Below are 26,625 nucleotides of genomic sequence, written 5' to 3'. Positions count from 1 at the left end.
TGGCCAGGTGCACGCACCCGGCACTTGCCCGCGGCATGACAGCGTAGTACAGGGTAGCTGGCGCGGCGGATCAGCGCTGATAACAGGCCAGGAACATGTCCAGCGCCGACTCGATGACAGTGCTCTGCATCTCGGCGGACAGAACTGGCTGGTTCATGGAGATCTGTGGCCAGAAGGCGAAAGCCTTGAGCATCCCATGCAACTGCTGGGCGGCGAAGTCGGGATCGACCGGCTTGAGTGTGCCGTCAGCCTGTGCCGCACGAATCCAGGCGGTCAGGGCTTCCTCGCGTTCGCCGATGCGCAGGACAATGTCCTGGGCACGCTCGGGTGAGTGGATAGTGGCGGCGATAGCCACTCGAGCCAGGTCGAGGAAGCTGTTGTCTGCCAACAGCGCCAGCTTGCCGTGCAGTAGCTGCCCGAGTTGCTCACGCAGCGGTTGTCCGGGACTGTAGACGCTGTCTTCCTGGGCGCAAATGTTGGTCCACAAACGCTGGAGAATTTCGGCGAACAACTCTTCCTTGCTGGCAAAGTGGTTGTACACGGTGCGCTTGGATACCCCCGCCGTCGCCGCAATCTTGTCCATGCTGGTGATATCGAAACCGTTGCTACGGAATTCGCTGATCGCCGCCTGGACAATGGCTTCGCGTTTTCGGTCGGTCAGGCGCTGGGGAGCTGTCATAAATACGCTTCGGCAGAGTGGGTGAGCACTTACACTCAGCAGTTTACTTATTCCAGGGTTTGTTGCAATCTTGAAACTACACCGTGCAGTGTAGTTGTGCGGTAAAAATTAGAGTTTGCGGCTGACGCGTGCGTGCATTGGCCCTTTATTGTCCGAAAAAGAAAATCACCGGCTACAGCGGTTTTTCTGGAGTCATTTGAACATGGCCACTTTCTCTTACCAGGCGGACAGCGCCACAGAACTGAAAACCTCCCGCCAGGAGCAGGGCCGCTACCGCAACCCTACAGCGGTACGCCAACCTGGCTTGCGCAAGACTGTGCAAATCTTCTGGAACATGTTGTTCAACAAACCGCGTAACACTCGGCCAGTCGGAGCGATTCCGGTGCAAGGCCTGACCCGCGAGCAGTTGCACAGCGCGCCCAACCACAGCGTGTTCCGGCTAGGCCACTCCACTGTCCTGCTGAAGTTGCGCGATAAGTTCTGGCTCACCGACCCGGTCTTCGCCGAGCGTGCTTCCCCGGTTCAGTGGGCCGGACCCAAGCGCTTTCATCAGCCGCCGATCAGTCTTGATGAGTTGCCTGAGATCGAAGCAGTAATCCTGTCCCACGATCACTACGATCATCTCGACCATCAGACCGTCATCGAGCTGGCAGACAAGACCCGCCACTTCATCACACCGTTGGGCGTAGGTGAGACCTTGATCAAGTGGGGTGTCGATGCCAACAAGGTGCGTCAACTCGACTGGTGGGAAGGCACGCAGATCGACGGGATTCACTTCATCGCCACACCGTCCCAGCATTTTTCCGGTCGTGGTCTGTTCGATGGCAACAGTACCCTCTGGGCTTCATGGGTGATCATCGACGGCGACAAGCGCATCTTCTTCAGCGGTGACACCGGCTATTTCGACGGCTTCAAGGCGATCGGTGAACAGTTTGGACCCTTCGACCTGACGCTGATGGAAACTGGCGCCTACAACGTCGACTGGCCACTGGTCCACATGCAACCGGAACAAACCCTGCAAGCCCACTTCGACCTCAAGGGGCGTTGGCTGTTGCCGATTCACAACGGCACCTTCGATTTGTCGATGCACGCCTGGCACGAACCTTTCGACCGTATCCTGGCCCTGGCCTGGGAACACAATGTGTCCATCACCACCCCACAAATGGGTGAAGCCTTCAACCTCAACCAGCCGCAACACGGGCAGGCTTGGTGGCTTGAGGTTGAAGAGCAGGGTGAGCAGGCAGTTGCCAATGGCTAGGGCTGGCAATACTTGAGTTGATCACTCGATCATCGCGAAATCCGCTCGCCCCACCGGATCCGGTGCCGATCCCCTGACGCTCATGCCCCGACCTGGGGCAAAACCGGGAAAGAACACCAGGCCCTCGGCCTCCAGCCTGTAGGCCAGGGCCAGGCGGGTGACGTCGAGCACTTCGGCGCCGGCTTCGAACCGCGCTATCGCTTCTACGCTGACCCCGGACTCGCGGGACAATTGCTCCAGTGACCAACCCAGCATCGCACGGGCCTGGGCGCTGTGTTTGGGGGTGAACTGGAACAGGGCGATACGTTCCAGGGTGATTTTCATCGCAATAGAGGCCATGGGTTTCTCCGGGCTCGAGAGTGGCAAATCAATTAGCACTGTGTTTTTGTACAGTTGTTTTGCGCCCGGATCAAACTCATTTTTTGATTGATGCGATATCGTGCGGTCGAGGCAGGCGCTAGACGCTTGTGCCGGTATTCGATGAATTGAGCGTCACGCCACGACTACTTGGCGTGCAACTGCGGCGCTTGCCGAATGATGAAGTGATCCAGATTCTCGATGTTGGCACTGAACACCCCGAACGTCTGCTCGGGGTTTTTCTTGCTTGGCACCTGCTTCAACTCCGGCGTCACGCCGTAGAAAAAGCAATACAGCTCCTGCTCGCTCTCGATGGCGTGCTTGATCTCCTCGAGGAACGCCTGGCGCTTGCGGTAGCTGTCGATCAGCTTCTTGCCCAGGTACAGGGTCACCGAGTAGGGCTTCTTCTCGAGCCAGGCCTTTTTCTCGAAGTCGATGCGAAAGCTCTGGGTGTAGTCCTTGATCTCCTTGATCCTGCCCCAGTAAATCAGGCCCTTGTTGTCCTGCAGGTATTCGATCTTCTTGAAGAACGAGGCGTAGGACGCCGTGTGCTCGCCAATCTTCAGCGGCATGCGCTTGAGCAGGTCCTTGTTCTCGAAATTGGAAACGAAACACTCCACCGGATGGGCAAACACGCTGGTCTTGTCTGGCGTTGACTCTGCTATCGGGTGCTCGCCCTGGCTGATGTACGGAGTCGCTGGCATCTGATCCTGCACCCTGTCGGCAGTCACCTCGGTGCTAGCGGGCATGCGCACATACTGACGCCGGGTCAGCAACAGTTCTGACGGGAAATGCTCCTCAATCCCGTCATCCGTTTCCACTCCCTCGGTACTCGACGTCTTCAGGCTGACATATGGACAGCCCTCCACATGCCGGGTGCTGGGCACATTCTTGAAATGCGGCGTGCGGATGTAATTCACGCTCTTGGCATTGATCGTCCCCAGCACATTGGTGGTTCCAAAGGCCAAGCGGCAGGCATCGTTGGGGCACTGGAAGTGTTCCTTCGCAGAGTCGAACGCCATCGTCTCGTCAAAATTCAGGTCCCGCACGTCATAGATCGACAGCTTGGCGTCGAGGCTGATGCAGTAGGCGAGGTCGAATTTCATGGCGGCGCGAGTCCTGGAGGGGAGAGGTATTAATAGCGGGATGCGCTGATGGTTTTCAACCCTGGTGCACCGATGTAGGAGCAAGGCTTGCCCGCGGTTGCCGTTATCAGTGGAGCAACCAGTAAAGGCTCACAAAAAAGCCCTGGAGGCATTACGCATCCAGGGCTCTTTAAGATCATCGACTCAGCAGTGATGAGCGTCAGGAATCAATCCCAGCTCAATGCCCCGCCAGTCTGATATTCAATAACCCGAGTCTCGAAGAAGTTCTTCTCTTTCTTCAAGTCCATGATCTCGCTCATCCATGGGAATGGGTTGGTGGTGCCTGGGTACTCTTCCTTCAAACCGATCTGCGACAGGCGACGGTTGGCGATGAACTTGAGGTAGTCCTCCATCATCGCCGCGTTCATGCCCAGTACGCCGCGCGGCATGGTGTCGCGTGCGTATTCGATTTCCAGTTGGGTGCCCTGCAGGATCATCTGGCTGGCTTCTTCCTTCATCTCGGCATCCCACAGGTGCGGGTTTTCGATCTTGATCTGGTTGATCACGTCGATGCCAAAGTTCAGGTGCATGGATTCGTCGCGCAGGATGTACTGGAACTGCTCGGCGACGCCGGTCATTTTGTTGCGCCGACCCATGGAGAGGATCTGGGTGAAGCCGCAGTAGAAGAAGATGCCTTCCAGAACGCAGTAGTAGGCGATCAGGTTGCGCAGCAACTCTTTGTCGGTTTCGACGGTGCCGGTTTCGAACTTCGGATCGGAGATCGAACGGGTGTACTTCAGGCCCCAGGTGGCTTTTTTCGCGACCGATGGGATCTCGTGGTACATGTTGAAGATCTCGCCTTCATCCATGGCCAGCGATTCGATGCAGTACTGGTAGGCGTGAGTGTGGATCGCCTCTTCGAACGCCTGGCGCAGGATGTACTGGCGGCATTCCGGGTTGGTGATCAGGCGGTACACGGCCAGAACCAGGTTGTTGGCAACCAGGGAGTCGGCGGTGGAGAAGAAGCCCAGGTTGCGCATCACGATGCGGCGCTCGTCGTCGGTCAGGCCTTCCGGGTTTTTCCAGAGGGCGATGTCGGCGGTCATGTTGACTTCTTGCGGCATCCAGTGGTTTGCGCAACCGTCCAGGTACTTCTGCCAGGCCCAGTCGTATTTGAATGGGACGAGTTGGTTGAGGTCGGCGCGGCAGTTGATCATGCGCTTCTCGTCGACCGCAACGCGGGCAGAGGCGCCTTCGAGTTCGGCCAGGCCTTCGGCGACGTCGAGTTTGTCGAGGGCAGCCTTGGCGCGAACGATCGCGGCCGAGTCGCTGGCAGTCACGGCGCGCGCTTCCAGCGCAGCAGCACCACCGGCGCTGTCGAGGCGGTCCATGTTGGCTTCTGTTGCGTGGCCAGCATTGGCGCCTTTGGCGACAACTTCGCCGTCTTCTTTATCGAATTCGTCCCAGCTCAGCATGACGTGTCGTCTCCTGCGTGAGGGCCAGTTGCCCGTGTGAAAACTCTGAAGGTCGGTTATTCACACGGCCTGGTGGCCGCGGTGGATCTAAAGGAATCGTTTGTTGCAGCGGTACGCAGGCAAAAAACAGAAATGTCTACGGGTGTCCTGAAGTCGCTGAAGGGCGGAGTCGACATGGTCAGCATCCGGCGATGGCTTCAGCACGGCTTTCACCCTCATGTAAGGAGGTGTTGCAGGCCCGATTTACCGGCGCATTATAGGTGTTTTTTACGGCTTGTGGTGCGACGAAGTAGCCCAGTTAGTGGCCATGAGACCTGCTTTTTCGGGCAGAGCGAGAGTTTATGGGGCTTTGGCCGGCATAGATTTTTTTTGCCGGGTATCGGTAAATTTTTGCCAACCACAGCCAGCTGTCCCGCCAGCTCCACGCAAAGCCCGCCGGGGCGGGCGTGCGGCTCAATAAAACATCGTGCGCGAGTCTTCCAGTTCGGCACAGGGGATGGGCTTGTTCGGGTTGATCCCCAACCGTTTGAAGGCGGGCAGGCTGCTGATGTCGATCTGGGCCAGCGGGTGGTGGCTGCCCAGATGGGCATGCACGGTCGCCACTTGCACCAGGTCGACGTAGTCGACAGCCTCGGGCTGACGCTTGAAGTCCAGGTATTGCCCCGGCAGGTGGACCAGCATTTCCGGAAACTCCCAGACCTGCAGCAGCTTGTCGCCAAGCAGCGGGTGGATGCGCTCGATCACATGGTTGAGGCTGACCGGGTCCGAGAGCAGCTCATAGTGGTCTTGGGCGTAGGTCAGGATTGGCAGCACGCCGATCTGGTGTACCAGGCCACCCAGCGCCGCCTGGTCGGGCTTGAGCTGAGTGTGGCTACGGCACAACGAGTAGCTGATGCCGGCGATCTCCTGGCTCTTGCGCCAGACGTCGCGCATTTTCTGGCCGACCACATCGGAGCGGGCATGGAAGATCTGCTCGATGACCAGGCCGATGGCCAGGTTGCTGCTGTAGTTGATGCCCAGCCGAGTAATGGCCGTGTACAGGTCGGTGACTTCCTGGGCGCCGCGCAGCAGGGGGCTGTTGACCACTTTGATCAGGCGCGCCGACAGGGCGGTGTCGCGGCCGATGACTTTACTCAGGGTGGTGACGCTGATATCCGGGTCTTCGGCGGCCCGACGAATCTGCAGGGCCACTTCCGGTAACGTTGGCAGAACCAGGTCATCATTATCGATGGCCTCAACCAAATCCTGTTGGACCTTTTCCGCCAGCTTGCTCATTTCGTTTCTCTAGGTGTTGCGACAAAGTACTGCGGATTAACGCTGGATCTCGCGATCGCGATCCAGTTGGTAAGGCAGTTCGAGCAGGTGCAGGGTCGGGCCTTCGAGCGCGCCCAGGTGCAGGTTGGCACCTTCGGCCGCTTCGGCTTGCAGCACTGCCAGCAGTTCGATGCCCTGTTCGGCGTGTGCGGCGAGGACCACTTCGCCAATGGAGCTGCCGTGGGTTGGCGCGAACAAGGCGGTGCCTGGCTCGGGCAAGTCGCTGGCGTCTAGTTGCAGGCGATACAGGCGGCGCTTGAGTTTGCCCAGGTATTGCATGCGTGCGACGATTTCCTGGCCGGTGTAGCAGCCTTTCTTGAAGCTCACGCCGCCTACCGCCTGCAGGTTGAGCATCTGCGGAATGAACAGCTCGCGAGTGGCGGGCATCACCTGGCCAATGCCGGCGCGGATCTGGCCCAGCAACCAATCATTGAGGCTGCCTTGCGCGAGGGTGCTCGAGAGTTGTGTCGCCAGGCTCTGTGCCTGTGCGGCCGGGGCCCAGAGTTCAGTGCGGCCAGGGGAGACCCGAATGGCGATCAGGCCGGCGTGGCGGGCGACCGAGTCGGTGTCTGGCGGCAGGTCGAGCCCCAGTGCCGTCAGTGCGGTATCGGCCTCTACCAGGCCAAAACGAACCCAGGCGGCGCTTTCATCAGTGAGTTTGGACTTGGAGAACACGGCGTACTTTTTCAGGTCGGCCAGTTGCGGCTCCAGCAACTCGCTGGCCATCGCCAGCAACACCCCGTCACCCTCCAGCAGGATGCGGAAGCTCGACTGCATGCGGCCCTTTTGGGTGCAGCGGGCGCCGAGGCTCGCCTGGGTGTCGCTCAGGTAGTTGAGGTTGCAGGTCAATTGGCCCTGAAGAAACTTGCTGGCATCGCTGCCGCGGACGGCGAGCACGCCTTCATGGGACAAGGTGCAGAAAAAAGCGGAATCAGCCATGGGTCATCGCAGGGTAAAAGGTCTGGAGGACATCATAAGGGGGTGCTCTGGAAATGGGTAGTTTACAAAAGCCTGGAGGCGCCCGACCAAAGCCGACTGTTCGACCGGGATCGGGGCTGTATACTTGCGCTCTATTTGAGGAGCGCTCCATGGTCGAAGATGTTGAACTCAATCGCCTCTATTGGCACAGCCGCCGCGGCATGCTTGAACTTGACGTGTTGCTGGTGCCCTTTGTCAAAGAGGTTTATGCGCACCTGAACCAGGTCGATCGCGACTGCTACGTCAGGTTGCTCGAATGCGAAGATCAGGACATGTTCGGCTGGTTCATGGAGCGTTCCGAATCGGAAGATCCCGAGCTGCAACGTATGGTCCGGATGATCCTGGATCGTGTCCAGCCCAAGTAGTTTCGAATGCCGCTGGCAGGCCTCACGGCAACTGCTGGCGGCCTATCTCCTGGCCCAGCTGTTCGCGCTGGGCTCGCTGTTTCTACTCGATGTTGCCCTGTGGGCCCGCCTGGCGGGTGTCTTGCTGTGCCTGGCGCACGGCGCCTGGGTGTTGCCGCGGCAGATTCTCCTGACTCATCCCACAGCCTTCAGTGGCTTGCGCCGCGATGCCGATGGCTGGCAGTTGTGGAGCCGGGCCGGTGGCTGGCAGGCCGTGCAATTGCGCCCCGACAGCCTGGCCTTGCCGTTGATCGTGGTGCTGCGCTTTCGCCTGAGTGGCGAGCGCTGGGTGCGTTCGATCTGTGTGCCGCGCGATGCCCTGGCGCCGGATGTTCACCGGCGCCTGCGGGTACGGCTCAAGTTCAGTCGGCGTAGGTGGGCGGCACCAGGATAGTGTCCAGCGCTTGCGGCAACAGGTCCGGGTAATCGAGGGTGTAATGCAGGCCACGGCTTTCCTTGCGCTCCATGGCTGACTGGATCATCAGTTCGGCCACCTGGGCCAGGTTGCGCAACTCGATCAGGTCGCGGCTGACTTTATAGTTGCTGTAGAACTCGTCGATCTCGTCCAGCAGCAGGCGCACGCGGTGCTGGGCGCGCTGCAGGCGCTTGTTGGTGCGCACGATGCCGACGTAGTCCCACATGAACCGCCGCAGTTCATCCCAGTTGTGGGCGATGATCACGTCTTCGTCGGAGTCGGTAACCTGGCTGGCGTCCCAAACAGGCAGGGCGCAGGGGATCGACACCTGGGGCAGTTGCGCAAGAATGTCCGCGGCTGCCGAGCGGGCATAGACGAAGCATTCCAGCAGCGAGTTGCTGGCCATGCGGTTGGCGCCGTGCAAGCCGGTGAAGCTGGTTTCGCCGATGGCATAGAGGCCGGGGACGTCGGTGCGCCCCTGCTGGTCGACCATCACGCCGCCACAGGTGTAGTGCGCCGCCGGGACGACCGGGATCGGCTGGCGGGTAATGTCGATGGAAAATTCCAGGCAGCGCTCATAGACCGTTGGGAAGTGACTCTTGATGAAGGCTTCGGGCTTGTGGCTGATGTCCAGGTAGACGCAGTCGATCCCCAGGCGCTTCATTTCGTGGTCGATGGCCCGGGCCACGATATCCCGTGGTGCCAGCTCGGCCCGTGGGTCGAAGCGCTGCATGAAACGCTCGCCGTTGGGCAGCTTGAGGTGCGCTCCCTCGCCGCGCAGGGCTTCGGTGATCAGGAAACTCTTGGCTTGCGGGTGGTACAGGCAGGTCGGGTGGAACTGATTGAACTCCAGGTTGGCCACCCGGCAGCCCGAGCGCCAGGCCATGGCGATGCCGTCGCCACAAGCGCCATCGGGGTTGCTGGTATAGAGGTAGACCTTGGCCGCGCCACCGGAGGCGAGGATCACGAACCGCGCGCCGTAGGTGTCGACCTGGCCGGTGCCGCGATTGAGCACATAGGCACCAAGGCAGCGATCGCCTTCCAGGCCGAGGCGTTTTTCGGTGATCAGGTCAACGGCGACCCGTTGCTCCAGCAGTTCGATGTTCGGGCGTAGCCGCGCTTGCGCCAGCAAGGTGTTGAAGATTGCGGCGCCGGTGGCATCGGCGGCGTGAATGATACGCCGATGGCTATGACCACCCTCACGGGTCAGGTGGAACTCAAAACCGCCGTCTTCGGTGCCCGACTGTTCGTCGCGGGTGAAGGGCACGCCCTGGTCGATCAGCCACTGTATGGCTTCGCGGCTGTGCTCTACCGTGAACCGCACCGCGTCTTCGTGACACAGGCCACCGCCGGCGTTGAGGGTGTCGTCGACATGAGATTCAACGGTATCGGTATCGTCCAGCACGGCAGCGACACCGCCCTGGGCCCAGTAGGTCGAGCCGTTGGCGAGGTTGCCTTTGCTCAATACCGCAATGCGCAAATGATCAGGCAACGTCAGTGCCAGACTCAGACCGGCAGCGCCGCTGCCAATCACCAGAACATCGTGTTGAAACTGTTGGCTCATTTCAGGATTCCGCTCAAAGCGACCCGGGACGGGGTTGGCGCAAGACACCTGAATCGGCGAGTCGAGACAGCCACACAGCGCACTAGTATATAGAGGGGTGGATCGGCACAATAGCCGAGCCTTCGTGGCAATGTGAAACTACTGTGACGCAAAAGACGGATGCCTATGTCGGGTGTTTTACCTCGTGAGTAGGCGAAATGCTCAAGTTTTCGGCGACAAACCCCGCTTTTTCGCTTCGTGGTTGCACATTGTTGGTTTCACCCGGCTATAAAGATTGGGAACTTTTACCAAGGCCCTAAACTCAATAGAAGGTTGCCTGAAACGAGGGACGACGTCGGTTTCACGCAGGATCTGTGTTCCGGTCAATGCGTATGGATTCGACAACAAGATTATTCGCGCAGCCGGCCAAGCCGGTGCTGCGTTTTTCGTGTGTGCCAAATCAGCGCGCGCAGGAAACTTGCTTGGAGGGGGAGAACTTTTGCGAAAAGCCCGAGTCTATGTTTGCAAGCCTGAACGATTAGCCATGCAAGCCTCCTCCGAGTTTATCGAGGAGTGTTCATGCTAACCCAGGAAGAGGATCAGCAGCTGGTCGAACGCGTTCAGCGCGGCGACAAGCGTGCTTTCGATCTGCTAGTGCTGAAATACCAGCACAAAATTCTCGGGTTGATCGTGCGTTTTGTGCACGACACCCATGAAGCCCAGGATGTTGCGCAAGAGGCCTTTATCAAGGCTTACCGTGCACTGGGGAATTTTCGCGGGGACAGCGCGTTTTATACGTGGCTTTACCGCATTGCCATCAACACGGCGAAGAACTATCTGGTTTCACGCGGCCGCCGGCCGCCGGATAGCGATGTTAGCTCTGAAGATGCGGAGTTCTACGACGGCGATCACGGCCTCAAGGATCTCGAGTCACCAGAGCGTGCATTGCTGAGGGATGAGATCGAAGGCACCGTCCATCGAACCATTCAGCAACTGCCAGAAGATTTACGTACCGCTCTAACTTTACGTGAGTTTGATGGTCTGAGTTACGAGGACATTGCGAGCGTCATGCAATGTCCGGTGGGTACCGTGCGCTCCCGGATCTTCCGCGCTCGGGAGGCCATCGATAAAGCCCTGCAACCACTGTTGCAGGAAAACTAAAGACAGCGGCGACAGCCAAGAGAGGAACGCCATGAGTCGGGAAGCCCTGCAGGAATCGCTGTCCGCAGTGATGGATAACGAAGCGGACGAACTGGAATTGCGTCGGGTGTTGAATGCCTTCGACGATGTTGAAACCCGCGAAACCTGGGCGCGTTACCAGATTGCCCGGGCAGTGATGCACAAGGACTTGCTGATCCCCCGTCTGGACCTGGCTTCGGCCGTCTCGCAAGCGCTGGCTGATGAAGCCGTGCCAGCGAAAGTCAGCCGTGGACCGTGGCGTAGCTTGGGTCGCCTGGCCGTTGCAGCATCCGTGACGGTTGCGGTGCTGGCAGGTGTGCGTCTGTACAACCAGGATGAGATCGCCGGCGTCGAATTGGCCCAGCAATCCACTCAACCGGGTCTGACCGTTCCTCAAGTCAAGGGCCCAGCCGTTTTGGCAGGCTACAATGAGAGTTCGCAAGCCACAGGCCCGATGGCCAATGGTGTCTTGCAAGGTCAGCCAGGCTGGCACGATCAGCGTCTGCCGGGTTATCTGCGTCAACATGCTCAACAAGCTGCACTCAAAGGTACTGAAAGTGCCCTGCCTTATGCTCGTGCAGCGAGCCAGGAAACCCGTTAAGGAGGATCATGCGCGCCATACCTCTACTTACGCTTTTGCTCAGTGGCTGGTTCGTTGTTCCAGCCCATGCCGATGAGGCTCAAGACTGGTTGAACCGTCTGAGCCAGGCCGAGCAGCAGCAGAGCTTTCAAGGCACTTTCATTTACGAGCGTAACGGTAGTTTTTCTACCCACAACATCTGGCATCGTGTCCAGGATGGCAAAGTCCGCGAGCGTTTGCTGCAGCTCGACGGCTCGGCCCAGGAAGTCGTACGCATTGATGGACGTACTCAATGCGTGAGCGGCAGCTTGGTGGCAGGGCTGGAGGACACCCCCGACGCGTCCGCTCGAGCACTTGACCCACAAAAGCTGAAGAATTGGTACGACCTTGCCGTCATCGGCAAGTCGCGCGTGGCCGGGCGCGCGGCGGTGATTGTTTCGCTGACGCCCCGTGACCAGCACCGTTACGGTTTTGAATTGCACCTGGATCGGGAAACCGGTCTGCCGCTCAAATCCTTGCTACTCAATGAAAAAGGCCAGTTGCTGGAGCGCTTCCAGTTTACCCGCCTGGACACCGCCGACGTGCCGGGCGACCAGGACCTGCAGGCCAGTGACGAGTGCAAGACCGTGGCGCTGGACAGTAACAAGGCCACGGCCGCGAAGACCGCCCAGGCCTGGCACTCCGATTGGTTACCGCCGGGCTTCGAGTTGACCAGCAGCAGCGCCCACAAGGATCCGCAGACCAAGGCTCAGGTTAGTAGCCTGATGTATGACGACGGCCTGGCGCGTTTCTCGGTGTTCCTCGAGCCGCTCAATGGCGAAGTAGTCACTGATACTCGAACCCAGCTTGGGCCCACCGTTGCCGTTTCACGGCGCTTGACCACCCCCGATGGTGAGATGATGGTGACCGTGGTGGGGGAAATTCCGATCGGTACCGCCGAACGGATCGCGCTGTCCATGCGCACCGCTCCATCGACGTCCAAGCAGTAAGTCGACCCAGTGCCGCTCATCGAACGACGGGTTGGTTGTGGAAAAGGTCAGTCATGGCTGGTTCCACAATCGAGATGTCGAAATGTTTGGTGAGCATTTCAGTTTGCAAAACTTCTTAAAATTTTCTATAGGTCAGAGCCCCTCGGCTCTGGCCTTGTATAGTTGTTCCCGGAACAAAAGTACCGATGGCGGTTGCCTGGTGTTTCTTGTTCCCTATCGCTTAACCATGCTCGTCGTAACGGGAGCCGTATGTCGATACCACGTTTAAAATCCTACCTGACTATTTTTGCCACCGTCTTGGTGCTGGGTCAGACCGTTGCTGCCCAGGCAGCCGAACTGCCGGACTTCACCCAACTGGTCGAGCAAGCCTCGCCAGCCGTGGTGAACATCAGTACCACGCAAAAATTGCCCGACCGCAAAGTGTCTAACCAGCAGATGCCTGACCTGGAAGGCTTGCCACCGATGCTGCGCGAGTTCTTCGAGCGCGGTATGCCGCCACAGCAGCGTTCCCCTGGCGGTGGCCGCCAGCGTGAAGCGCAATCCCTGGGGTCGGGCTTCATCATTTCCCCGGACGGCTACATCCTGACCAATAACCATGTGATCGCCGATGCCGACGAAATTCTCGTGCGCCTGGCTGATCGCAGTGAACTCAAGGCCAAGTTGATCGGCACCGACCCGCGTTCCGACGTGGCGCTGCTGAAAATCGAAGGCAAGGACCTGCCGGTGCTGAAGCTGGGTAAATCCCAGGACCTCAAGGCCGGGCAATGGGTAGTCGCCATCGGTTCGCCGTTCGGCTTTGACCATACCGTGACCCAAGGCATCGTCAGCGCGATCGGCCGTAGCCTGCCGAACGAGAACTACGTACCGTTCATCCAGACCGACGTGCCGATCAACCCGGGCAACTCCGGTGGCCCGCTGTTCAACCTGGCGGGCGAAGTGGTGGGGATCAACTCCCAGATCTACACCCGTTCCGGTGGTTTCATGGGCGTCTCGTTCGCTATTCCAATCGATGTGGCAATGGATGTCTCCAACCAGCTCAAAAGCGGTGGCAAAGTCAGCCGTGGCTGGTTGGGTGTGGTGATCCAGGAAGTGAACAAGGATCTTGCCGAGTCCTTCGGCCTGGACAAGCCGGCCGGCGCGCTGGTGGCCCAGATCCAGGACGACGGTCCGGCAGCCAAGGGTGGTTTGCAGGTGGGTGACGTGATCTTGAGCATGAACGATCAGCCGATCGTCATGTCGGCAGACCTGCCGCACCTGGTGGGCGCACTCAAGGCCGGCGCCAAGGCAAACCTTGAAGTGATTCGCGACGGCAAGCGCAAAAACGTCGAGTTGACGGTTGGCGCGATTCCGGAAGAAGGCAAGGAGCTCGATGCACTGGCCAAAAACGGTGTCGAGCGCAGCAGTAATCGTCTGGGCGTGGCCGTGATTGAGCTCAGCGACGAGCAGAAGAAGGCGTTCGACCTCAAGGGCGGCGTGGTGATCAAGGAGGTCCAGGACGGTCCTGCTTCATTGATCGGCCTGCAGCCAGGCGATGTGATCACGCATCTGAACAATCAGGCGATCGTATCGGCCAAGGAGTTCACGGAGATCGCCAAGGCACTGCCGAAGAATCGTTCGGTGTCGATGCGGGTCCTGCGCCAGGGGCGCGCCAGCTTCATTACCTTCAAGCTGGCTGAATAACCCGGTTACTCGCAACAAAAAAACCGCCTCGATCGAGGCGGTTTTTTTTTGGTCTGGAGAATGTACCTTCAACCACCAACGAGTCGACCATTGCCCGCGATGCACTCAGCAACAATACGATATTCGCTGGTAGTCAGCGTCCGCAGGGGCTGTTCGCGGGCAAGCCTTGCTCCTACGGATGGGCAGGCAAAAGAAAACCCCCGGCAAGTCCGGAGGACCTGGCGGGGGTTTTGGGTAAGCGCCGGGTGGCGCCTACGGGCTCAGCTTATTGGCAAGCTTCGCAATCCGGCTCGTCGATGGCGCAAGCCTTCGGCACTGGTGCAGGGCCTGCTGGAGCTGCCAGGACCGAGTCGTCACCGTGGTTGCCGCCGCTGGAAACAGCGTTCAGCTTGCCGGTGTTGATGGTCGACTTCTCGGTGCTGGTCGCGGCCAGGGCACGGAGGTAGTAAGTGGTTTTCAGACCACGGTACCAGGCCATGCGGTAGGTCACGTCGAGCTTCTTGCCCGATGCGCCAGCGATGTACAGGTTCAGCGATTGGGCCTGGTCGATCCACTTCTGACGACGGCTGGCCGCGTCAACGATCCACTTGGTGTCCACTTCGAAGGCAGTCGCGTAGAGCTCTTTGAGTTCTTGCGGGATGCGTTCGATCTGTTGCACCGAACCGTCGTAGTACTTCAGGTCGTTGATCATGACCGAGTCCCACAGGCCACGAGCCTTGAGGTCGCGAACCAGGTACGGGTTGATCACGGTGAATTCGCCCGACAGGTTCGATTTCACATAGAGGTTCTGGTAGGTCGGTTCGATCGACTGCGATACGCCAGTGATGTTGGCGATGGTCGCGGTCGGTGCGATGGCCATGATGTTGGAGTTACGAATGCCTTTCTGTACACGGGCACGTACCGGTGCCCAGTCCAGGGATTCGTTCAGGTCAACGTCGATGTACTTCTGGCCACGGGCTTCGATCAGGATCTGTTGCGAGTCCAGTGGCAGGATGCCTTTGGACCACAGCGAACCCTGGAACGTCTCGTAGGCGCCACGCTCGTCGGCCAGGTCGCAGGAGGCCTGGATCGCGTAGTAGCTGACCGCTTCCATCGACTTGTCGGCAAATTCGACGGCAGCGTCGGAGCCGTAAGGGATGTGCTGCAGGTACAAGGCGTCCTGGAAACCCATGATGCCCAGGCCGACCGGACGGTGCTTGAAGTTGGAGTTCTGCGCTTGTGGCACCGAGTAGTAGTTGATGTCGATAACGTTATCGAGCATGCGTACGGCGGTGTTCACGGTGCGTTCCAGCTTGGCGGTGTCCAGCTTGCCGTTGACGATGTGGTTCGGCAGGTTGATCGAGCCCAGGTTGCAAACGGCGATCTCGTCCTTGTTGGTGTTCAAGGTGATCTCGGTGCACAGGTTCGAGCTATGGACCACGCCTACGTGCTGCTGCGGGCTACGCAGGTTGCACGGGTCTTTGAAGGTCAGCCATGGGTGGCCGGTTTCAAACAGCATGGAGAGCATTTTGCGCCACAGGTCTTTGGCCTGGATGGTCTTGAACAGCTTGATCTTGCCCGGGTACTGGGACAGGGCTTCGTAGTACTCGTAGCGCTCTTCGAAGGCCTTGCCGGTCAGGTCGTGCAGGTCTGGCACTTCGGACGGCGAGAACAGGGTCCACGGGCCGTCATCGAAGACGCGCTTCATGAACAGGTCAGGGATCCAGTTGGCGGTGTTCATGTCGTGGGTACGACGACGGTCATCACCGGTGTTCTTGCGCAGCTCGATGAACTCTTCGATGTCCATGTGCCAGGTTTCCAGGTAGGCGCACACAGCGCCTTTGCGCTTGCCACCCTGGTTGACGGCTACGGCGGTGTCGTTCACTACCTTGAGGAACGGAACCACGCCTTGGGACTTGCCGTTGGTGCCCTTGATGTACGAACCCAGGGCACGTACCGGAGTCCAGTCGTTGCCCAGGCCGCCGGCGAATTTCGACAGCATGGCGTTGTCGTGGATCGCGTGGTAGATGCCCGACAGGTCATCCGGCACGGTGGTCAGGTAGCAGCTCGAGAGCTGTGGACGCAGGGTGCCGGCGTTGAACAGGGTCGGGGTCGACGACATGTAGTCGAAGGACGACAGCAGGTTGTAGAACTCGATCGCACGGTCTTCTTTGTGCTTCTCTTCGATCGCCAGGCCCATGGCCACGCGCATGAAGAAGATCTGCGGCAGTTCGAAGCGCACGCCATCCTTGTGGATGAAGTAACGGTCGTACAGGGTTTGCAGGCCCAGGTAGGTGAACTGCTGGTCGCGCTCGTGGTTGATCGCCTTGCCGAGTTTTTCCAGGTCGAAGGTGGCCAGGATCGGGTTCAGCAATTCGAATTCGATACCCTTGGCGATGTAGGCCGGCAGTGCCTTGGCGTACAGGTCGACCATTTCGTGGTGGGTCGCGCTTTCGGCGACGCCGAGGAAGCCCAGGCCTTCGGCACGCAGGGTGTCCATCAGCAGGCGGGCGGTGACGAACGAGTAGTTCGGCTCACGCTCGACCAGGGTCCGCGCGGTCATCACCAGGGCGGTGTTGACGTCGGTCAGGGCCACGCCGTCGTACAGGTTTTTCAGGGTTTCGCGCTGGATCAGGTCGCCGTCGACCTCTTCCAGGCCTTCGCAGGCCTCGGTCACGATGGTGTTCAGGCGGCCCATGTCCAGTGGCGCGAAAGTGCCATCGGCGCGGGTGATGCGGATCGAAGGGTGCGCCTGCACCGCGTCTTCGGCCGGGGCGCGGACTGCGCGCTCCTTGGAGCGGGCGTCACGGTAGATCACGTAGTCGCGAGCTACTTTCTGCTCGCCAGCACGCATCAGGGCCAGTTCGACCTGGTCCTGGATTTCTTCGATATGGATGGTGCCGCCCGATGGCATGCGACGCTTGAAGGTCGCGGTGACCTGCTCGGTCAGGCGCGCAACGGTGTCGTGGATTCGCGACGAGGCGGCAGCGGTGCCGCCTTCAACTGCGAGAAACGCTTTGGTGATGGCGACGGTGATCTTGTCATCGGTGTAAGGAACGACAGTGCCGTTACGCTTGATCACGCGCAGTTGGCCTGGCGCAGTGGCGGACAGATCGGAATTCGAATCTGCGCCCTGCGGCAAGGTGCCCTGCGGGTTCTCGCGAGTTGTGTCGGTTTGCATGGGTGTCTCCACATTCTCTATGTTTGTTTGGGCACCATGAAGGTGCCCACCGTTCCGTCCTGAAGCACTACAACCGGCAAGCGCCGGGCATAACAACTTCGGGACAGTAGGAAGGGGCCGTCGGGCGCCGCTTCCATGCCGAAGTCTTTGGTTTCAAGCCAGGGGCTGGAAACCGAATTCCGTTGGGGTGACAGTAAACGACTGCAACACCCGTACCGTTTTTGCCGTTTTGGGCGGAAAAACAGTTGCCATCCGCGGGAGCGGTTTGGGCTTCTGAAAAAGAGTTTGGTTCAACCAAAAACATGCAAGAAAAGCACTTGAGTTTCTTGTCTGATTTGTGTTTGGTTTTTGCCTCAAAACCCTATATGTAGGGTTTTTCTGAGCGCGAGCTACAAGATAATGCGTTTTGGGGGGTGATTGCAACGTACTACCTGTGGATAAAGCTGTGCGTAAAATGTGTATGAAACAGCCAATCGTCGTGTAGGCCGCGACCCTGCTGGGGTCGACCGTTTGTCACTGTTTATTACCCAGAAAAATAGCCTGGGGGGATTTTTGCGGGCGCGAACCCTACCACAAAAAATCCCGGTTACCGAGCGCATTTGCCAGCTTGTGTTCTCAAGGGTGGGCGTTGCTACAATCGGGCGCTGTGTAAGCAGTCTTATCCACTTCAAAGATGACAAAAAGATGAGTGGAGCCTTCCTTAATAGTGTTCTGGCAAGCAGAGGTCACCCGTGGAGCAAGAAGCCTGGCAGGTATTGATTGTCGAGGACGACCAGCGCCTGGCTGAGTTGACTCGTGAGTACCTGGAAAGCAATGGATTGCAGGTAACCATCGAAGGCAACGGCGCATTGGCGGCGGCGCGAATCATTGCCGAGCAGCCGGACCTGGTGATCCTTGACCTGATGCTGCCCGGCGAAGACGGGTTGACCATCTGCCGCAAGGTTCGCGACCACTACGATGGGCCGATCCTGATGCTCACGGCGCGCACCGACGACATGGATCAGATCCAGGGCCTGGACATGGGCGCCGATGACTACGTGTGCAAGCCGGTGCGTCCGCGGCTGCTGCTGGCGCGCATCCAGGCCTTGCTGCGGCGCAGCGAGGCGCCCGAACCGGCCGCGCCGCAAAAGCTGCGGCGCCTGCAGTTCGGCCCGCTGGTGGTCGACAACGCCCTGCGCGAAGCCTGGCTGCATGACCAGGGCATCGAATTGACCAGTGCCGAATTCGACCTGCTCTGGCTGCTGGTGGCCAATGCCGGGCGAATTTTGTCCCGCGAGGAAATTTTCACCGCGTTGCGCGGTATCGGCTATGACGGCCAGGATCGCTCCATCGATGTGCGCATTTCACGCATCCGCCCGAAAATCGGCGATGACCCGGACCACCCGCGCCTGATCAAGACCATCCGCAGCAAGGGCTACCTGTTCGTTCCCGAAGCCTGCGTAGACCAGCCGCTGTGAACTCGATCTTCCTGCGCATCTACGGCGGCATGTGTGCGGCGCTGATTCTGGTGGCCGCCCTCGGGGTCCTGGCCTTGCACCTGCTCAACGAAGTGCGCAGCGAGCAATACCGCGAGCGCCTGGCCCACGGTACGTTTTCCCTGATGGCCGACAACCTGCAGCCGATGAACCTCACCGAGCGCCGTCGTGCGCTGCTGGTGTGGGAGCGCTTGCTGGGTATTCCCCTCAACCTGCAGACCTTCAGCCAGACCGGCCTCGATCTGGGCGAACGCACCCGGGTATTGCGTGGCCAGGCGCTGGTGGAACAGACCGGGCCTCATGCGGCAAAGGTCTACCGGCTGGTCAGCGAGCAGGAGCAGTTGGTGCTGACGGGGGAAGTGCAGCAGATCAGCGAGCAACTGGCACGGGCGACTATTTATCTGTTGGCTGATGAACTGGTGCGCTACCCGGTGGCCGAACAACCGAAGCGCCTGGAGGCCTTGAAAAAAGACAAGGGGTTTGGCTTCGAGCTGCAACTGGTCACGGTGGACCAGGCGGACATGGACGAAGACCAGAGCCGCCGGGTGTCCGAGGGCGACACCGTGATGGCGCTGGGCAAGGAGGGCGATTCGATCCGGGTGTTTGCCGGGATGGTGGGCACGCCATGGGTGCTGGAAATCGGCCCCCTGTACCAGATGAATCCGTATCCGCCGCAGTGGCTGGTGTTGATTGCGGCCCTGGGGCTGAGCTTGATCGGCCTGATCGTCTACCTGCTGGTACGTCAACTGGAGCGGCGCCTCAGTGGCCTGGAGTCGGCCGCCACGCGCATCGCCAAGGGCAGCCTGGAAACCCGCGTGCCGACCCGGGGCGCGGACTCGGTAGGGCGGCTGGCGGCAGCGTTCAACGGCATGGCCGAGCACTTGCAGCAATTGCTGGCGATCCAGCGCGAACTGGTGCGTGCGGTGTCCCATGAGTTGCGTACGCCGGTGGCGCGCTTGCGGTTTGGCCTGGAGATGATCAGCACGGCGTCCACCGCGCAAGCGCGGGACAAGTACCTCGAAGGCATGGACCACGACATCCAGGACCTCGATGGCCTGGTGGACGAGATGCTCACCTATGCACGGCTGGAGCAGGGTTCGCCGGCGCTGGTTTTTCAGCGGGTCGACCTCGATGCCCTGGTCAATCAGGTGATCAGCGAACTGGCACCACTACGCGCCGAGGTCCGGGTGCAGCGCGGGTTGTGCCTGTCGGCAGCCGACTGCGACGGCGCCTGGGTCGAGGCCGAGCCGCGTTACCTGCACCGGGCGTTGCAGAACCTGGTGGGCAATGCCATGCGCCATGCCCAGGGGCAGGTCTCGATCAGCTATCAGGTCGGCCAGCAGCGCTGCCGGGTGGATGTCGAGGATGACGGCCCGGGAGTGCCGGAAAGTGCCTGGGAAAAAATCTTCACACCCTTTCTGCGCCTGGACGACAGCCGCACCCGAGCCTCGGGGGGGCACGGTCTGGGGTTGTCCATCGTGCGCCGGATCGTGCACTGGCATGGTGGGCGCGCGTTGATCAGCCAGAGCAAGAACCTGGGCGGGGCGTGTTTCAGCCTGAGCTGGCCGCGCAACCAGGAAAAGCCCGAGCGCTGACCTGTCTAATCAGGCCCGGATACTCACCAGGCTCAACAATTGCCCCGCTTTTACCGCGAACTGCGCATCCAGCTCGGTACCATTGCGCCATTCACCGGACAAGTCCGTCAGCAGGCGCAGGCGCACCTGTCCGCGGTCGTTCCATTCCAGCACTTCGGCATGCTCGAAGTAGAAGCGTTTCTGGACGATGGGGTACAGGGCCTTGAACAGGCTTTCCTTGACCGAGAACGTCAGGGTCACCCACAAGGCCAGTTGTTCGCGCCGGCCGGCCGTCATCCGCTTGAGCTCCGCCGGGGTGAGAATCTCACCGGCCAGACGTTCGGCGCGCTCGGTGGTGAGCAGGTTTTCCAGGTCCATGCCCAGGCCGCGCCAGTCGGTGTTTTGCGCAACGATGGCGGCGGCGTGCCCAGTGCTGTGGGTAATCGAGCCGCAGATGCCGGGCGGCCAGACCGGCGCCCGGTCTTCGCCAATTGCCGGACTGCAGTCCAGGCCCTGCAATTTTTGCAGTGCAGCACGTGCACACAGTCGCCCCGCAAGAAACTCGGCCTGACGCTTGGCCACCGAGCGCTGGATGCTCGGTGGCGGCTCGATCTGGCTGCGACGGAAATCGTCGAGCGCCAGTAATGAGGGATCGAAGCGTGTGCTGAGCAGGACTGTGCCAGGCAGCGAATCAGGCAACGGCCATTGGTCGTCGAGCGGCGTGCAGCAGGCGGGCAGGGAGGGGAGCGGATTCATCGCGGCATTTTGCCGATTAGTCGCGTGGCTGGGTAGTGCTGAGGAGTGTCGAGCTCGTTCAGCCAGGGTTCAGCGTGTGTTCAGGGGGAGTTCAGTGGGGGGTAGTTAACCTGAGCGCATCACCTAAAAACACATTGCGAACGAGGAAACTCAACATGACCCACTTCAAAAAGCTCATTCTGGCCATGACTGTCCTGGGCGCCAGCGCCGTGGTTCACGCCGCTGACGACAACTTCGCCAGCCTGACCCTGGGGCAGACCAGCGACAAGGTGAAAAAATCCAGCCTGTTGAACAGCAACCTCGATCACCCGAATGCCAATGGCGTGATTGGCAAGGACACCACCTGGGGTCTGCGTCTCGGTCAGCAGAACAATGACCGTCGTTACTACGCCACCTACGACAACGTTTCCGGCAGCCACAACGGCATCAAGCTGCGCCAGGAAAACCTCCTCGGCAGTTACGACCTGTTCCTGCCCGTGACCAGCAGCACCAAGCTGTTCGGTGGCGCTAGCGCCGGCCTGACCAAACTCACCCAGGATTCGCCGGGCTACAGCCGCGACAGCGACATTGGTTATGCCCTGGGCGTGCAAGGCGGTGTCCTGCAACAGGTTTCCAAGAACGCCTCGGTGGAATTGGGGTACCGTTACCTGCGCAGCAATGCCAGCACTGAAATGAGTACCCAAGGCACCAAGCAGGGCTCGTTGAGCCTGGACAGCAGCGCCCAGACCTATCTGTCCGCCAACTACGCTTTCTAATCATCGGGCAAGCAGGACCTGCGCCGGATCGGCCCTAGAGGTGATCCGGCGCAGGCATGTCGGTAAGCTGGGTGCATGGCACCCGTGGAGTGGTTGATTTGCCTGGGAGAGCGTTATGAAATTACTGGTCGTCGAAGACGAGGCGCTATTGCGCCATCATCTGCATACCCGCCTGACTGAAAATGGCCATGTGGTCGAGTCCGTGGCCAACGCCGAAGAGGCGTTGTACCAGTCCGGCCAATACAACCATGACCTGGCAGTGATCGACCTCGGCCTGCCGGGCATGGGGGGGCTGGACCTGATTCGCCAGTTGCGATCGCAAGGCAAGACCTTCCCGATCCTGATCCTCACCGCACGCGGCAACTGGCAGGACAAGGTCGAAGGCCTGGCCGCTGGTGCCGATGATTACGTGGTCAAGCCATTCCAGTTCGAAGAGCTGGATGCGCGCCTGAATGCCTTGCTGCGCCGCTCCAGCGGTTTTACCCAGTCGACGATAATCGCCGGCCCGCTGTTGCTGGACCTCAACCGCAAGCAGGCCAGCCTCGACGAGCAGCCGTTGGCCCTGACCGCCTATGAATACCGGATTCTCGAGTACCTGATGCGCCATCACCAGCAAGTGGTCGCCAAGGACCGCCTGATGGAACAGCTCTACCCGGATGACGACGAGCGCGATCCGAACGTGATTGAAGTGTTGGTCGGGCGTTTGCGGCGCAAGCTTGAAGCGCCGGCCGGGTTCAAGCCGATCGAGACCGTGCGAGGCCTGGGCTACCTGTTCAACGAGCGCTGCCAGTGATTCGCTCCCTTCGCCTGCGCCTGATGCTGGCGGCCACCACCCTGGCGGTGCTGTTCATGCTGGCGCTGTTGCCGGCCATGCAGGGCGCCTTCAGCCTGGCGCTGGAAGACTCGATCGAACAGCGCCTGGCCTCGGACGTCACCACGCTGATTTCTGCGGCACGGATCGAGAACAAACAGTTGATGATGCCCTCGCAGTTGCCGGACGAGCGCTTCAATCTCGCCGACAGTCGCCTGCTGGGCTACATCTACGACCGCGAAGGGCAACTGGTCTGGCGCTCGCGGGCGACCCAGGACGAACACATCAATTACAAGCCGCGTTATGACGGGCGCGGCAATGAGTTTGCGCGTATTCGTGAGGCCGACGGCCAGGAGTTCTTCGTCTATGACGTCGAAGTCAAACTGCTGGGCGGCAAAAGTGCGGCATTCAGTATCGTTGCGCTGCAGCCGGTGCGCGAGTACCAGCAGACACTCGAAGGCCTGCGGGAAAATCTCTACCTGGGTTTTGGCGCAGCCTTGCTGGTGTTGCTGGCGCTGCTGTGGATCGGCCTGACCTGGGGCCTGCGCGCGTTGCGGCGCCTGAGCCAGGAGCTCGACCAGATTGAAAGCGGTGACCTGGAAAGCCTCAGTGAAGAACACCCGCGCGAACTGTTGCGCCTGACTGGCTCGCTGAACCGCTTGCTGCGCAGCGAGCGCGAACAACGCAGCCGCTACCGCGACTCGCTGGACGATCTGGCCCACAGTCTGAAAACCCCCCTGGCAGTCCTGCAAGGCGTCAGCGAGGACATGGCCCAGCGTCCCGAAGAGCGCGAGCAGGCGTGGGTCCTGCAAACGCAGATCGAGCGCATGAGCCAGCAGATCAGCTACCAGTTGCAGCGTGCCAGCCTGCGCAAAAGCGGGCTGGTGCGGCACCAGGTGCAGTTACAGCCAGTACTCAAGAGCCTGTGCGACACCCTGGACAAGGTCTATCGCGACAAACGGGTGCGTACCAGCTTCGACTTGCCGCAGTCCTGCTATGTGCCGATCGAGCAGGGTGCCTTGCTGGAAATGCTCGGCAATCTGTTGGAAAACGCCTACCGGCTATGCCTCGGCGAAGTGCGGATCAGCCTGCGTCAGACCCGTGCCAGCATCGAAGTCTGCGTTGAAGACGACGGGCCGGGTGTACCAGAGGATCAACGGGCGCGGATCCTCCAGCGTGGCGAACGCCTGGACCGCCAGCATCCGGGGCAGGGCATTGGCCTGGCTGTGGTCAAGGACATCATCGAAAGCTACGGTGCCCAGCTGACCCTTGGCGATTCGACCCTGGGTGGGGCGGCCTTCCGGATTCATTTCCCGCTGGCGTGAAGCCGCGCTTCAACTGTCCTGGGCGCGATAGGCGCCCGGGGTCAGGCCGGTCCATTTCTTGAACGCCCGGTGAAACGCCGAGGGTTCGGAAAAGCCCAATTGCCAGGCGATCTGTTGCAACGACAGGTCGGCGCGACGCAGATGATAGATCGCGATGTCGCGGCGCAACTGATCCTTCAATTCCTGAAAACTCGAACCCTCTTCGCGCAAGTGCCGACGCAGGGTTTGCGGGCTGATGTGCAGGTGCGCCGCCACGGCTTCCAGGTCGGGCCAGCGACTGCTGTCGCGGCTGAGCAGGCGGCGCAACTGACTGCTCAGGCTGTCGCCGTCATCCGGGCGTGACAGCAGGTCGGCCGGTGAGCGTTCCAGAAAGTGCTTGAGGGTTCGTTCGTCCTGCAACAGCGGCATGCCCAGGTAGCGACTGTGAAACAGCAGGCTGGTGCGCTGGGCGCCGAACTCGAGTGGGCAAGGGAACAGCAGGTCGTATTCGGCGCCATGTCCGGGTTTCGGGTAACTGAAACTGGCCTGCTCGAGGGCGATGCGCTGGCCGATCAACCAACTGCCAAGGCGATGCCAGATCACCAGCAGGCTTTCGCTGAGAAAGTGATCGGGGTCGCGCAGTTGTGAATCATCCAGGCTCAAGCGCACCCATTGCTCTTCCCGGGTCAGGGTCAGGCCTGGCGAGTCGGCAAACAGGCTGTAAAACAACAGGCCGCGCCCCAAGGCTTTCTCCAGCGTGCTGCAGTGAATCAGAGCGTGGCACATCATGGCGAAAGTCCCGCGCTTGCTGGGACTGCGGGCCAAGCCCAGATACTCGTCATCCAGCGCCAGCCACAGGCCTTGCAACAGGGCGCTGAACTGCTCAGGCGCGATCCGGGCGCGGGGCTCGTCGAGCAATTCGGCGCTGATCCCGAGCTGGTGCAACAGCTCTGCATAGTCATAGCCCATCCGCCGGGCGCCACCGGTGGCGGCGCGGGCGAAATGACTGGCGATGGTGCGTTCGCGCATGGGGAGTGGGGTCCGGCCATTGAGTGGCGGATCTTAGCCAGCCCTCCCGGATGGAACAAGGCGGATTTCCGCCAAATTGCAGGGCTCGATTCGGGCATTGGGCGGGAATCCGCCAAGTGGCTCCTGCGCGCCGCACCATGGAAAGTGCTGCAGCCCTTGTGGCAAGCGGCTTGTGAGGGATTTGGCAAAGGTGGCACGAGCTCTGCAATAAGGCCAAGAGGTCTGCCAGCGCGCAGCTCGCCACAACAAATCCCTCCAGTGCAGGAGGGTTCGCACTTTAGGCGTCGTTTGCATCAGATGGATGATGACAACGCGGTGCTCTTGAGGAACTTTGCAATGACGACTCGTCAGCCACTGTACAAATCCCTGTATTTCCAGGTAATCGTTGCCATCGTTATCGGCATCTTGCTCGGTCACTTCTATCCGCAGACCGGGGTGGCGCTCAAGCCACTGGGTGACGGGTTCATCAAACTGATCAAGATGGTCATTGCACCCATCATCTTCTGCACCGTAGTCAGCGGTATCGCGGGCATGCAGAACATGAAGTCGGTGGGCAAAACCGGCGGCTACGCGCTGCTCTACTTCGAAATCGTTTCCACCATCGCCCTGCTGATCGGCCTGGTCGTGGTCAACGTGGTGCAACCGGGCGCCGGCATGCACATCGATGTGACCACCCTCGACGCCTCCAAAGTCGCGGCCTATGTCACGGCCGGCAAGGACCAGAGCATCGTCGGCTTCATTCTCAACGTGATCCCGAACACCATTGTCGGCGCCTTCGCCAACGGTGACATCCTGCAGGTCCTGATGTTCTCGGTGATCTTCGGTTTCGCCCTGCACCGCCTGGGTGCCTACGGCAAGCCGGTGCTGGACTTCATCGATCGTTTTGCCCACGTGATGTTCAACATCATCAACATGATCATGAAACTGGCGCCAATCGGTGCGCTGGGTGCCATGGCCTTCACCATCGGTGCCTACGGCGTCGGTTCGCTGGTGCAACTGGGCCAGTTGATGATCTGCTTCTACATCACCTGCGTGCTGTTCGTGGTGCTGGTACTGGGTGCGATCTGCCGTGCTCACGGCTTCAGCGTACTGAAACTGATCCGCTACATCCGTGAAGAGCTGTTGATCGTACTGGGTACTTCCTCGTCCGAATCGGCGCTGCCACGCATGCTGATCAAAATGGAACGCCTGGGCGCACAGAAATCGGTGGTAGGCCTGGTGATTCCAACGGGCTACTCGTTCAACCTGGACGGTACTTCGATCTACCTGACCATGGCGGCCGTGTTCATCGCCCAGGCGACTGACACCCACATGGACATCACTCACCAGATCACCTTGCTGCTGGTGCTGTTGTTGTCCTCCAAAGGTGCTGCAGGCGTGACCGGTAGCGGCTTCATCGTGTTGGCTGCAACCCTCTCGGCTGTAGGCCACCTGCCGGTCGCCGGCTTGGCGCTGATCCTCGGTATCGACCGCTTCATGTCCGAAGCGCGGGCGCTGACCAACCTGGTGGGTAACGCTGTTGCGACCCTGGTGGTGGCCAAGTGGGTCAAGGAGCTGGACGAAGACAAGCTGCAAGTCGAGCTGGCGTCCGGTGGTCGTGGTATCTCCGATGATCGTGAAATGGATGACCTGGGTGTGGCCGAAGGCCCGGCCCCGACTTCCTTGAAGTAACTCACGCACGTCAATGAAAAACCCGCTACGGCGGGTTTTTTGTTGCCTGCGGGGCGGGAGCCAAACCTGCTCGCGGCAGCGCCCTGAGCGCAAAGGTCACCCGTCCTGACGGTTAAGGTGATTGCCGTCAGGCGGACGGCTGCCTAGTCTGCAG

General features: G+C 60.1%; 23 protein-coding genes. 13 read left to right on the top strand and 10 right to left on the bottom strand.

Annotated elements, in window-relative coordinates; translation table 11 throughout:
- Positions 1–70: 70 nt before the first annotated feature.
- Positions 71–679 (bottom strand): TetR/AcrR family transcriptional regulator, encoded by a 609-nt coding sequence (locus PspS04_RS20825; protein ID WP_095169768.1) that lies wholly within the window; start codon positions 677–679, stop codon positions 71–73.
- Between the two features lie 202 nt (positions 680–881).
- Here PspS04_RS20825 and PspS04_RS20820 point away from each other — a divergent pair, with 202 nt between their 5' ends.
- Entirely contained in the window at positions 882–1,937 is a 1,056-nt protein-coding gene (locus PspS04_RS20820) for an MBL fold metallo-hydrolase (RefSeq protein WP_159997520.1), read from the top strand.
- A 21-nt stretch (positions 1,938–1,958) separates the two neighbouring features.
- Here PspS04_RS20820 and PspS04_RS20815 read toward each other — a convergent pair whose 3' ends face one another.
- The 5 genes from PspS04_RS20815 to ygfZ all read right to left on the bottom strand — a co-directional run bounded on the left by PspS04_RS20815 (position 1,959) and on the right by ygfZ (position 7,107).
- Positions 1,959–2,276: a helix-turn-helix domain-containing protein gene (locus tag PspS04_RS20815; protein WP_095169766.1), complete on the bottom strand. Its 318-nt coding sequence runs from the start codon at positions 2,274–2,276 to the stop codon at positions 1,959–1,961.
- 164 nt (positions 2,277–2,440) lie between these two features.
- A complete protein-coding gene (locus tag PspS04_RS20810; RefSeq protein ID WP_159997518.1) occupies positions 2,441–3,400 on the bottom strand; it encodes a hypothetical protein in 960 nt (319 codons plus the stop codon).
- 206 nt (positions 3,401–3,606) lie between these two features.
- Positions 3,607–4,854: a ribonucleotide-diphosphate reductase subunit beta gene (locus tag PspS04_RS20805; RefSeq protein ID WP_095169764.1), complete on the bottom strand. Its 1,248-nt coding sequence runs from the start codon at positions 4,852–4,854 to the stop codon at positions 3,607–3,609.
- Between the two features lie 453 nt (positions 4,855–5,307).
- Entirely contained in the window at positions 5,308–6,129 is an 822-nt protein-coding gene (locus PspS04_RS20800; RefSeq protein WP_095169763.1) for an HDOD domain-containing protein, read from the bottom strand.
- A gap of 36 nt (positions 6,130–6,165) precedes the next feature.
- Entirely contained in the window at positions 6,166–7,107 is a 942-nt protein-coding gene (gene ygfZ / locus PspS04_RS20795) for a CAF17-like 4Fe-4S cluster assembly/insertion protein YgfZ (protein WP_159997516.1), read from the bottom strand.
- Positions 7,108–7,256: 149 nt separating this feature from the next.
- On the opposite strand from ygfZ, the gene PspS04_RS20790 reads away from it, so the two are divergent.
- Both PspS04_RS20790 and PspS04_RS20785 read left to right on the top strand, forming a co-directional pair.
- The gene (locus PspS04_RS20790; protein WP_095169761.1) at positions 7,257–7,511 is read left to right on the top strand and encodes an FAD assembly factor SdhE; all 255 of its coding nucleotides are present in this window, start codon (positions 7,257–7,259) and stop codon (positions 7,509–7,511) included.
- The gene (locus PspS04_RS20785) at positions 7,495–7,944 is read left to right on the top strand and encodes a protein YgfX (protein ID WP_159997514.1); all 450 of its coding nucleotides are present in this window, start codon (positions 7,495–7,497) and stop codon (positions 7,942–7,944) included. Before PspS04_RS20790 ends, PspS04_RS20785 begins: the two co-directional genes overlap by 17 nt.
- Here the strand turns inward: PspS04_RS20785 and nadB are convergent.
- A complete protein-coding gene (nadB, locus tag PspS04_RS20780; RefSeq protein WP_095169759.1) occupies positions 7,913–9,529 on the bottom strand; it encodes an L-aspartate oxidase in 1,617 nt (538 codons plus the stop codon). The genes PspS04_RS20785 and nadB overlap by 32 nt on opposite strands.
- A gap of 558 nt (positions 9,530–10,087) precedes the next feature.
- On the opposite strand from nadB, the gene rpoE reads away from it, so the two are divergent.
- From rpoE to PspS04_RS20760, 4 genes are all read left to right on the top strand, one after another.
- Positions 10,088–10,669 carry an RNA polymerase sigma factor RpoE gene (gene rpoE, locus PspS04_RS20775; RefSeq protein ID WP_003172477.1) on the top strand — a complete coding sequence of 194 codons (582 nt, stop codon included), beginning with the start codon at positions 10,088–10,090 and terminating at the stop codon, positions 10,667–10,669.
- A 31-nt stretch (positions 10,670–10,700) separates the two neighbouring features.
- Positions 10,701–11,288, top strand: a complete 588-nt coding sequence (locus tag PspS04_RS20770) for a sigma-E factor negative regulatory protein (protein WP_095169758.1) — start codon at positions 10,701–10,703, stop codon at positions 11,286–11,288.
- A gap of 8 nt (positions 11,289–11,296) precedes the next feature.
- Positions 11,297–12,256: a MucB/RseB C-terminal domain-containing protein gene (locus PspS04_RS20765; protein WP_095169757.1), complete on the top strand. Its 960-nt coding sequence runs from the start codon at positions 11,297–11,299 to the stop codon at positions 12,254–12,256.
- A 249-nt stretch (positions 12,257–12,505) separates the two neighbouring features.
- The gene (locus PspS04_RS20760) at positions 12,506–13,936 is read left to right on the top strand and encodes a DegQ family serine endoprotease (RefSeq protein WP_095169756.1); all 1,431 of its coding nucleotides are present in this window, start codon (positions 12,506–12,508) and stop codon (positions 13,934–13,936) included.
- A gap of 265 nt (positions 13,937–14,201) precedes the next feature.
- On the opposite strand, the gene PspS04_RS20755 is transcribed toward PspS04_RS20760, so the two are convergent.
- Entirely contained in the window at positions 14,202–17,096 is a 2,895-nt protein-coding gene (locus PspS04_RS20755) for a ribonucleoside-diphosphate reductase subunit alpha (RefSeq protein WP_095169755.1), read from the bottom strand.
- Positions 17,097–17,827: 731 nt separating this feature from the next.
- On the opposite strand from PspS04_RS20755, the gene PspS04_RS20750 reads away from it, so the two are divergent.
- Both PspS04_RS20750 and PspS04_RS20745 read left to right on the top strand, forming a co-directional pair.
- Entirely contained in the window at positions 17,828–18,553 is a 726-nt protein-coding gene (locus tag PspS04_RS20750) for a response regulator (RefSeq protein WP_095169754.1), read from the top strand.
- A complete protein-coding gene (locus PspS04_RS20745; RefSeq protein WP_095169753.1) occupies positions 18,550–20,166 on the top strand; it encodes an ATP-binding protein in 1,617 nt (538 codons plus the stop codon). The genes PspS04_RS20750 and PspS04_RS20745 overlap by 4 nt, the downstream gene beginning before the upstream one ends.
- Before the next feature lie 9 nt (positions 20,167–20,175).
- On the opposite strand, the gene PspS04_RS20740 is transcribed toward PspS04_RS20745, so the two are convergent.
- On the bottom strand, positions 20,176–20,901 hold the full coding sequence (locus tag PspS04_RS20740) for a 4'-phosphopantetheinyl transferase family protein (RefSeq protein WP_159997512.1): 726 nt from the start codon (positions 20,899–20,901) through the stop codon (positions 20,176–20,178).
- 155 nt (positions 20,902–21,056) lie between these two features.
- Between PspS04_RS20740 and PspS04_RS20735 the strand changes: the two genes are divergently transcribed.
- From PspS04_RS20735 to PspS04_RS20725, 3 genes are all read left to right on the top strand, one after another.
- The gene (locus tag PspS04_RS20735) at positions 21,057–21,656 is read left to right on the top strand and encodes a hypothetical protein (protein ID WP_159997510.1); all 600 of its coding nucleotides are present in this window, start codon (positions 21,057–21,059) and stop codon (positions 21,654–21,656) included.
- A gap of 115 nt (positions 21,657–21,771) precedes the next feature.
- Positions 21,772–22,449 (top strand): response regulator, encoded by a 678-nt coding sequence (locus PspS04_RS20730; RefSeq protein WP_095169750.1) that lies wholly within the window; start codon positions 21,772–21,774, stop codon positions 22,447–22,449.
- Positions 22,446–23,792, top strand: coding sequence for an ATP-binding protein (locus PspS04_RS20725; protein ID WP_159997508.1), 1,347 nt, complete (start codon positions 22,446–22,448; stop codon positions 23,790–23,792). The genes PspS04_RS20730 and PspS04_RS20725 overlap by 4 nt, the downstream gene beginning before the upstream one ends.
- Positions 23,793–23,801: 9 nt before the next feature.
- Here PspS04_RS20725 and PspS04_RS20720 read toward each other — a convergent pair whose 3' ends face one another.
- On the bottom strand, positions 23,802–24,800 hold the full coding sequence (locus PspS04_RS20720; RefSeq protein WP_159997506.1) for an AraC family transcriptional regulator: 999 nt from the start codon (positions 24,798–24,800) through the stop codon (positions 23,802–23,804).
- A gap of 336 nt (positions 24,801–25,136) precedes the next feature.
- On the opposite strand from PspS04_RS20720, the gene PspS04_RS20715 reads away from it, so the two are divergent.
- On the top strand, positions 25,137–26,471 hold the full coding sequence (locus PspS04_RS20715) for a dicarboxylate/amino acid:cation symporter (RefSeq protein ID WP_095169846.1): 1,335 nt from the start codon (positions 25,137–25,139) through the stop codon (positions 26,469–26,471).
- Positions 26,472–26,625 lie beyond the last annotated feature (154 nt).

Origin of the sequence: Pseudomonas sp. S04, assembly GCF_009834545.1 — a bacterium.
GTDB lineage: Bacteria > Pseudomonadota > Gammaproteobacteria > Pseudomonadales > Pseudomonadaceae > Aquipseudomonas.
The sequence above is the reverse complement of the archived record's forward strand: the minus strand, read 5'-3'. Positions and strand labels throughout refer to the sequence as shown.

Bases quoted from the DNA above. Each gene is read 5' to 3' on its own strand.
- PspS04_RS20720 (WP_159997506.1), bottom strand. From the start codon at position 24,800: ATGCGCGAACGCACCATCGCCAGTCATTTCGCCCGCGCCGCCACCGGT.
- PspS04_RS20730 (WP_095169750.1), top strand. From the start codon at position 21,772: ATGAAATTACTGGTCGTCGAAGACGAGGCGCTATTGCGCCATCATCTG.
- PspS04_RS20800 (WP_095169763.1), bottom strand. From the start codon at position 6,129: ATGAGCAAGCTGGCGGAAAAGGTCCAACAGGATTTGGTTGAGGCCATC.
- nadB (WP_095169759.1), bottom strand. From the start codon at position 9,529: ATGAGCCAACAGTTTCAACACGATGTTCTGGTGATTGGCAGCGGCGCT.
- PspS04_RS20815 (WP_095169766.1), bottom strand. From the start codon at position 2,276: ATGGCCTCTATTGCGATGAAAATCACCCTGGAACGTATCGCCCTGTTC.
- PspS04_RS20740 (WP_159997512.1), bottom strand. From the start codon at position 20,901: ATGAATCCGCTCCCCTCCCTGCCCGCCTGCTGCACGCCGCTCGACGAC.
- rpoE (WP_003172477.1), top strand. From the start codon at position 10,088: ATGCTAACCCAGGAAGAGGATCAGCAGCTGGTCGAACGCGTTCAGCGC.
- PspS04_RS20810 (WP_159997518.1), bottom strand. From the start codon at position 3,400: ATGAAATTCGACCTCGCCTACTGCATCAGCCTCGACGCCAAGCTGTCG.
- ygfZ (WP_159997516.1), bottom strand. From the start codon at position 7,107: ATGGCTGATTCCGCTTTTTTCTGCACCTTGTCCCATGAAGGCGTGCTC.
- PspS04_RS20825 (WP_095169768.1), bottom strand. From the start codon at position 679: ATGACAGCTCCCCAGCGCCTGACCGACCGAAAACGCGAAGCCATTGTC.
- PspS04_RS20760 (WP_095169756.1), top strand. From the start codon at position 12,506: ATGTCGATACCACGTTTAAAATCCTACCTGACTATTTTTGCCACCGTC.
- PspS04_RS20755 (WP_095169755.1), bottom strand. From the start codon at position 17,096: ATGCAAACCGACACAACTCGCGAGAACCCGCAGGGCACCTTGCCGCAG.
- PspS04_RS20765 (WP_095169757.1), top strand. From the start codon at position 11,297: ATGCGCGCCATACCTCTACTTACGCTTTTGCTCAGTGGCTGGTTCGTT.
- PspS04_RS20715 (WP_095169846.1), top strand. From the start codon at position 25,137: ATGACGACTCGTCAGCCACTGTACAAATCCCTGTATTTCCAGGTAATC.
- PspS04_RS20790 (WP_095169761.1), top strand. From the start codon at position 7,257: ATGGTCGAAGATGTTGAACTCAATCGCCTCTATTGGCACAGCCGCCGC.
- PspS04_RS20735 (WP_159997510.1), top strand. From the start codon at position 21,057: ATGACCCACTTCAAAAAGCTCATTCTGGCCATGACTGTCCTGGGCGCC.
- PspS04_RS20805 (WP_095169764.1), bottom strand. From the start codon at position 4,854: ATGCTGAGCTGGGACGAATTCGATAAAGAAGACGGCGAAGTTGTCGCC.
- PspS04_RS20770 (WP_095169758.1), top strand. From the start codon at position 10,701: ATGAGTCGGGAAGCCCTGCAGGAATCGCTGTCCGCAGTGATGGATAAC.
- PspS04_RS20820 (WP_159997520.1), top strand. From the start codon at position 882: ATGGCCACTTTCTCTTACCAGGCGGACAGCGCCACAGAACTGAAAACC.